Source organism: Congregibacter sp., assembly GCF_047617445.1.
Taxonomy (GTDB): Bacteria; Pseudomonadota; Gammaproteobacteria; order Pseudomonadales; family Halieaceae; genus Congregibacter.
On record NZ_JBLGBE010000124.1, the window covers coordinates 1 to 5,879 of the forward strand.

Below are 5,879 nucleotides of genomic sequence, written 5' to 3' on the forward strand. Positions count from 1 at the left end.
TTACCAGGTCGAACGCGCGCTAAAAACTCTCCGTCTACCTGAGAAAGCAAATGTAAGTAGCCCTCATAGTCTTCCACGGCCAAATAGCTGCTCACGGGTACGGGCTTGGACAAGCCCCGCCAAGCAAGCGCCGGTTGTTCCCACCGCACACCCTGCCCGTTACGCAAGAACGCTGTAACAGTGCCGGTCTCTTCAGCGATGTAAACATTGCCGAAGCCCTGAGAGACGCCATAAAACGACGACACATTGCGCTGCCAGATTTTACGTCCGGTACGCGTATCCAGGGCAGCAACACGGCCTTGATAGCTAGCGACATACAACTCAGTACCGGCCAAAGCCATGGTGCCATCAACATCCACAATACGCTCGATCTCAGAGCGACCCTGAGGAATCGCCACACGAGCCTCCCAACGCACAGTGCCGTCGAGGGCCTCAAAGGCCACAACTCTGCCGCTGGCGAATCCAGCGTACACCACGCTCCCGTCCAAGATTGGCGTACTGGTACCGCGAATAGTTAATACTGGCACGTTGCTGTCGTAGCGCCACAAACGCTCGCCGGACTCGTAGTCAAAGCCATAAAGCTTTCCGTCGTAAGTCTGCGCCACGACAACGCGCCCATTCCCCTGTGGAGCAGCCAGAACCTCGCCACTTACTTCACTTGTCCACAGAGTCTCGCCAGTCTTGGCATCAAGACGCATTACCAAGCCGTCACTGCCGCCAAGAAACAGAGAGTCCTCATAAAGGCCAACGCCACCCGACAAGCCGATATCAAGCTCCTGACGCCAGATTGTGGATCCACCCTCCCGCTCGACCGCTCGTATCTCACCCTCTGCGGCCGCGGCGTAAATCACATTGCCGTCAATAACCGGCTGGAGCTTATATAGCCCATCGCCTTGCCCATCTCCGACGCCCACAGACCACAACTTGCGGACATCGAGCTGCTGATCAAGGTCTATGAGTTCCGCCGGCTGCTGCGGATCATCCTCGTCACCCATCTCAAAAAAATCTGAAACAGTCTCACAACCCGTGAGCGTCGCCAGTATCAAAAGCAGGCCAGAGATACGTAGGATGGTCACCTCAACCGGCCTCCGCTACTGCTGGTTGCAAGCGCGCGCCCAGGTACTCCAACTTGTCCTGCAAAGTCTGGGGCATGGGCGAACCCACTTCCAGCGCCCCTGCGGCAGTTTCATAAGCGTCGAACGCCTCTGCCTCGAGACCCTGACTCAGTAGAATATCACCCCGCGCCATGGCGTAAGAGGCAATAAAGTCCGTGATAGCGCCTTCCAGAAGGCCAAGGGCCTCTTCCTGTTTGTCTTGAGAAGCCAGGACCCGCGCTAAGCGCAACTGCGCAACCTGTTGAACATCATCACCGGCATCAGCCATGGCCAATGTCCAGCGCAACTCCTGCTCAGCGACCTGTGGCTGCCCATCGTTTACGGCGAGTCGGGCCAGGTGCATCGCGGCAAACTGGGCGTAGACGCTTCCGCGATGACTATCCTTGAGCTCAACCGCTATCTGTCGCCCAATAGTGGTGCCCTGGTCTTCCTCTGCAGACAAGGCCTGAAGCATTTGCTGGTATAGGTTTGATGCGCTTTCGGCGGCAAGCTCCTGGTTTTTTTGCCAGCCCTGCCAGCCAAAACCCAGCCCCAAAGCCAGCACGACGCCTATCATCGTGCTGCGGCCGTTTTCTTTCCACCAGCGCTTCAGCGCTTCGACTTGTTCTTCTTCACTGCGGTAACTTTCCACGTGCAAATCCTGCCTAGTGCGTATGTTGTTGTAAAAGTGATGTGACAGTCTCTGCGAGAGAGACTAGCGGCAAGCGCAATTGCTCTTGCCCATCACGTAAGGGTTTAACTGTTACTTCGCCTGCGGACACTTCGTCTTCGCCCCAAAGAAGGGCCAGCGTTGCGCCGCTGCGATCTGCTTTTTTCATCTGACTGCGGAAACTTCCACCGCCTAATTGCTGCACGATCCGCAATGCGGGGTGTGCATCGCGCAATTCCTCGATTGCGGCAATCGCTGCTTGTTGCGCATCCGAGCCACTAGTAACGACAAATATGTCGGGTGCTTTCGCATCGGGCAACTGTCCACAGGCTTCGAGCATTAATAGTAAGCGCTCCAGACCCATAGCGAATCCCACGCCGGGCGTTGCACGCCCCCCAAGCTGTTCCACAAGCCCGTCATAACGCCCGCCAGCACAAACTGTGCCTTGCGCTCCAAGCCTGTCAGTCACCCACTCAAATACGGTCTTGTTGTAATAGTCCAGGCCACGAACCAACCGAGGATTGACGGTGTAGCTCACCCCAGCCGTATCAAGATAGCCACGCAGCGCCGCAAAATGCTCAACGGACTCTTCATCCAAATAATCCTGTAGGGCCGGCGCGTCATTCAGCAAAGCCTGAGTATCAGGGTTCTTACTATCAAGAATCCGTAGCGGATTAGTCAACAACCGCCGCTGACTATCGTCATCCAGCGTCTCTCGGTGCTGCTCCAGATAAGCCACCAGTGCGGTGCGATAAGCTGCCCGGGCCTCGGAGCTACCAATACTATTGATTTCCAGAGTAACCGCGCCCGCAATGCCAAGAATACGCCACAAACGCGCGAGCAAAATAATCAGCTCCGCATCAGCGTCCGGGGTCGTGTAGCCGAATATTTCCGCACCGATTTGGTGAAACTGTCTTTGCCGGCCTTTTTGTGGACGTTCGTAACGGAACATTGGGCCGCTATACCAAAGCCTGCAGGGGTTTGCGATGAGATTGTTCTGAATCGCTGCCCGTACACACCCCGCCGTACCCTCGGGGCGTAAGCTCATACTATCGCCATTGCGATCCTCGAAGCTGTACATCTCTTTCTCGACAATATCGGTGACTTCACCAATAGAACGGCTAAACAAGGCGGTGGGTTCAACCAGTGGAAGACGCAGCTCACCATAACCATAGCGCTCGAGCAGCTCGGCAACACTGTTTTCCAGAAACTGCCAATTGTTCGTGTCCGTCGGCAGGATATCGTTCATGCCGCGAATCGATCGCAGTGCGTCCATGCTGGTCTGTTGGTCCTGTCAGTAAATAAGAAGTAGTTATTTCGGCGTGCCCTTAGGACACCGATCGTGCGATGAGCTTCGCGTCAGCTTCTGCTCTCTCTTCGTCAAGCTTGAGCGCCCTAGCGCGAATGACACGTTCAAAGTGATCCACCAAATCCGAGTTACTGACTTTATGGTCTGGCTCACCATCTACGTAGATTAAGTTACTTGGCGAGGCGCCGGTAAGACCTACATCGGCTTCTCGAGCCTCTCCGGGACCATTCACAATACAGCCAATAACCGCGACATCCATGGGTGTGCGAATATCATCCAGACGTTGCTCTAACGCATTCATGGTCCCGATGACATCAAAGTTCTGTCGTGAGCAGCTCGGACAAGCAATAAAGTTAATGCCATTACTGCGCAGCTTTAGACTTTTGAGGATTTCAAAGCCCACCTTTACTTCCTGAACGGGGTCAGCGGCGAGTGAAATCCGAATGGTGTCTCCAATGCCTTCATAGAGCAGCATCCCAAGACCAATGGATGACTTGACCGTGCCGCCACGCAAGCCGCCGGCTTCGGTGATGCCAAGATGCAAAGGCTGGTCAATTTCTTTTGCCAGCAAGCGATAGGCATCCACCGCCATAAATATTTCCGAGGCCTTCACGCTGACCTTAAAGTCCGGATAGTTATGCTTATCCAGAATATCGACGTGATGCATCGCCGACTCCACCAGCGCTTCTGCCGTAGGCTCTCCATACTTGCGCTGAAGATCCTTACTGATAGAACCAGCATTCACACCAATACGAATCGGTATTCCTTTATCCCGCGCTGAAGCGATGACTTCTCTAACTTTGTCATCTCGTCCTATATTGCCCGGATTAATTCGCAAGCAATCGACACCGTATTCTAAAACTTTGAGTGCTATGCGATGATCAAAGTGAATATCCGCGACCAGCGGCACCTGAGACTGAGCGCGAATCTCTCTAAAAGCTTCCGCCGCCTCCATGCTGGGCACCGACACCCGCACAATGTCAGCACCTGCAGCTTCCAGCTCGGCGATCTGGCCTACCGTTGCAGCGACATCACAGGTCTCGGTGTTCGTCATGCTCTGTACACTGATCGGGGCGTCACCACCGACGGCAACGTTACCCACATGAATTTGACGACTCTTGCGTCGTTTAATCGGCGAGTACTTATTCATCACTACCACTCTCCTGCTCAAAGGCGCTGATAGAGCGTCGATAAGCCTCGTAATCCGGTGAGTCCGGGTAGATACTTCTCAGCGCCAAGGCATAACTGCTTTCGGCGTCGGCATCACCCGTCAAACGCGCCAATCGAACTCCCAGCCATAGCGCCCGGGAGCTTTGCTGTCGCACAAGCTCTCGGTACTTATCATAGTAGAGCGTGGCATTGCGACTATCGTTAGCATCAATCCGCAACTGGGCGACTTCCAATAGCGCCGTGGTATTGAGAGGCTGCATCGCCAAAGTACGCAGAAACGCCTCCTCAGCCCCTCTTTCATTAAATAGCTTGAGCCTGCAAAGCCCCAGGTTCAAAAAAGCCTGCGGTCTGGCACTGTAAAGTGAATCCTTTACGACTTCGCTCAGCTGGGCTTCCGCCTCCCGGTAGCGCTCCTGGCTATAGAGAAATGCTGCGTAATTGTTACGCGCCCGGGAGAAACTTTTATCCAGTCCAATTGCGAGCCGAAAACTCTCTTCCGCCAGTTCGAATTCACCCGTGCTCTGATACACCAAAGCAAATGCCTCATAAACCTCCGGATTGGTGCTATCGAGCTCTGCAGCCTTTTTCAGGTTGCGCTTGGCATCTTCCCAGTTACCCTGGCCGATGTACTGTCGGGCCAAAGACACACGAGTCTCCATCGCCTTTTGCGGCGAGGGCGGCGCGGTAAAAACTGATTCCGTTTCGGTCACGCAGCCCACAAGGGTGATTGCAACCAGTAGTAATAAAGAGCGGATCATAGACCTGTCTCCAAAGCGGCTTCGGCATTCTGACGATGTCTGGCGCTGCGTCGTGTTCTATCCACGACATCACCGACAAGCTGGCCACAGGCTGCATCTATATCATCTCCGCGAGTGGTGCGCACGGTTACTATAAATCCAGCATCTACCAACACTTGCCAAAAGCGTGACACGGCATTACCGCTAGGGCGCTCATAACCGGAATTGGGGAAGGGATTAAAGGGAATCAGATTGATTTTGCAAGGAAAGTCAGCGAGCAATTCAGCCAGCTCTCTCGCCTGATCTGGCTGATCATTGATCCCCGCCATTAGCGTGTATTCAATGGTGACAACGCGCTTCTTATCTTTTTGAGCATCGATGTAGCGTCGTGCACTAGCCAGAAGCTGCGCAATAGGATAGCGGCGGTTCACCGGAACCAGTTGATTACGCAGCTCATCATTGGCCGCATGTAGCGAAACCGCAAGGCTCACCTCACTCACTTTTGCCAACTTATCCAGAGCCGGCACCACGCCAGAGGTACTGAGAGTCACCCGGCGTTTAGAAATACCGTAGCCCAGATCATCCATCATCAGATCCATGGCTGTAACCACATTGTCGAAGTTAAGGAGAGGCTCCCCCATCCCCATCATGACAACATTGGTGACCACGCGACCGTTACCCGATTGAAAAGCATCGTAGGAATTGATGGCCAGCCAAACCTGACCAATAATCTCTGCGGCAGTGAGATCACGCTGAAAACCCTGCTTGCCCGTGGAGCAAAAACTACAGTCGAGACTGCAGCCTACCTGAGAAGAAACGCATAGCGTCGCCCGTTTTCCATCGGGAATAAGCACGGTCTCAACGAGACCGCCGCCGTCCACTTGCACTAACCATTTACG

6 protein-coding genes are annotated in these 5,879 nt (G+C 54.2%); all 6 read right to left on the reverse strand.

Features of this window, described 5'->3' with window-relative positions; all coding sequences use genetic code 11:
• Positions 1-1,076: outer membrane protein assembly factor BamB (gene bamB / locus ACI9KD_RS16615; protein WP_414982286.1), on the reverse strand; the 1,076-nt coding region annotated here is incomplete at its 3' end.
• A 1-nt stretch (position 1,077) separates the two neighbouring features.
• On the reverse strand, positions 1,078-1,746 hold the full coding sequence (locus ACI9KD_RS16620; protein ID WP_414982287.1) for a YfgM family protein: 669 nt from the start codon (positions 1,744-1,746) through the stop codon (positions 1,078-1,080).
• Positions 1,747-1,759: 13 nt separating this feature from the next.
• Positions 1,760-3,040 carry a histidine--tRNA ligase gene (hisS, locus tag ACI9KD_RS16625; RefSeq protein ID WP_414982288.1) on the reverse strand — a complete coding sequence of 427 codons (1,281 nt, stop codon included), beginning with the start codon at positions 3,038-3,040 and terminating at the stop codon, positions 1,760-1,762.
• A 52-nt stretch (positions 3,041-3,092) separates the two neighbouring features.
• Positions 3,093-4,223, reverse strand: a complete 1,131-nt coding sequence (gene ispG / locus ACI9KD_RS16630) for a flavodoxin-dependent (E)-4-hydroxy-3-methylbut-2-enyl-diphosphate synthase (protein ID WP_414982289.1) — start codon at positions 4,221-4,223, stop codon at positions 3,093-3,095.
• Complete coding sequence (gene pilW, locus ACI9KD_RS16635; protein ID WP_414982290.1) at positions 4,216-5,001, reverse strand: type IV pilus biogenesis/stability protein PilW; 786 nt, start codon at positions 4,999-5,001, stop codon at positions 4,216-4,218. Before pilW ends, ispG begins: the two co-directional genes overlap by 8 nt.
• Positions 4,998-5,879, reverse strand: an 882-nt coding sequence (gene rlmN, locus ACI9KD_RS16640; RefSeq protein ID WP_414982291.1) for a 23S rRNA (adenine(2503)-C(2))-methyltransferase RlmN, incomplete at its 5' end; no start/stop codon positions are given. The genes pilW and rlmN, both read right to left, overlap by 4 nt.

What these genes read in the sequence shown, in the direction of transcription:
- pilW (WP_414982290.1), bottom strand. Translation starts at nt 5,001, where the DNA reads ATGATCCGCTCTTTATTACTACTGGTTGCAATCACCCTTGTGGGCTGC.
- hisS (WP_414982288.1), bottom strand. Translation starts at nt 3,040, where the DNA reads ATGGACGCACTGCGATCGATTCGCGGCATGAACGATATCCTGCCGACG.
- ispG (WP_414982289.1), bottom strand. Translation starts at nt 4,223, where the DNA reads ATGAATAAGTACTCGCCGATTAAACGACGCAAGAGTCGTCAAATTCAT.